1 protein-coding gene is annotated in these 246 nt (G+C 56.5%); it reads left to right on the forward strand.

What is annotated here, in order from left to right; translation table 11 throughout:
- Positions 1–246 (forward strand): efflux RND transporter permease subunit (locus AAEZ09_RS28915; RefSeq protein WP_350601754.1); only part of this gene is annotated, 246 nt, incomplete at both ends.

Genomic DNA, 246 nt, shown 5'->3' on the forward strand with positions numbered 1-246 from the left:
GTGCTAAGCCAGCCTTAGGACCTGATGCCACTGGCGTTGGCTGGATTTTCCAGTACGCGTTGGTTGATCGCAGCGGTGGGCACGATCTGGCGCAACTGCGAGCCCTACAGGACTGGTTTCTCAAATTCGAGCTCAAGACGCTGCCGAACGTTGCGGAAGTTGCCACCGTAGGTGGCATGGTCAAACAGTATCAGGTCCAGCTCGATCCGCTAAAGTTGGCGAACTTGGGTATCACGCAGTCTGAGG

The organism is Pseudomonas sp. 65/3-MNA-CIBAN-0223, assembly GCF_040310425.1.
GTDB lineage: Bacteria > Pseudomonadota > Gammaproteobacteria > Pseudomonadales > Pseudomonadaceae > Aquipseudomonas > Aquipseudomonas gregormendelii.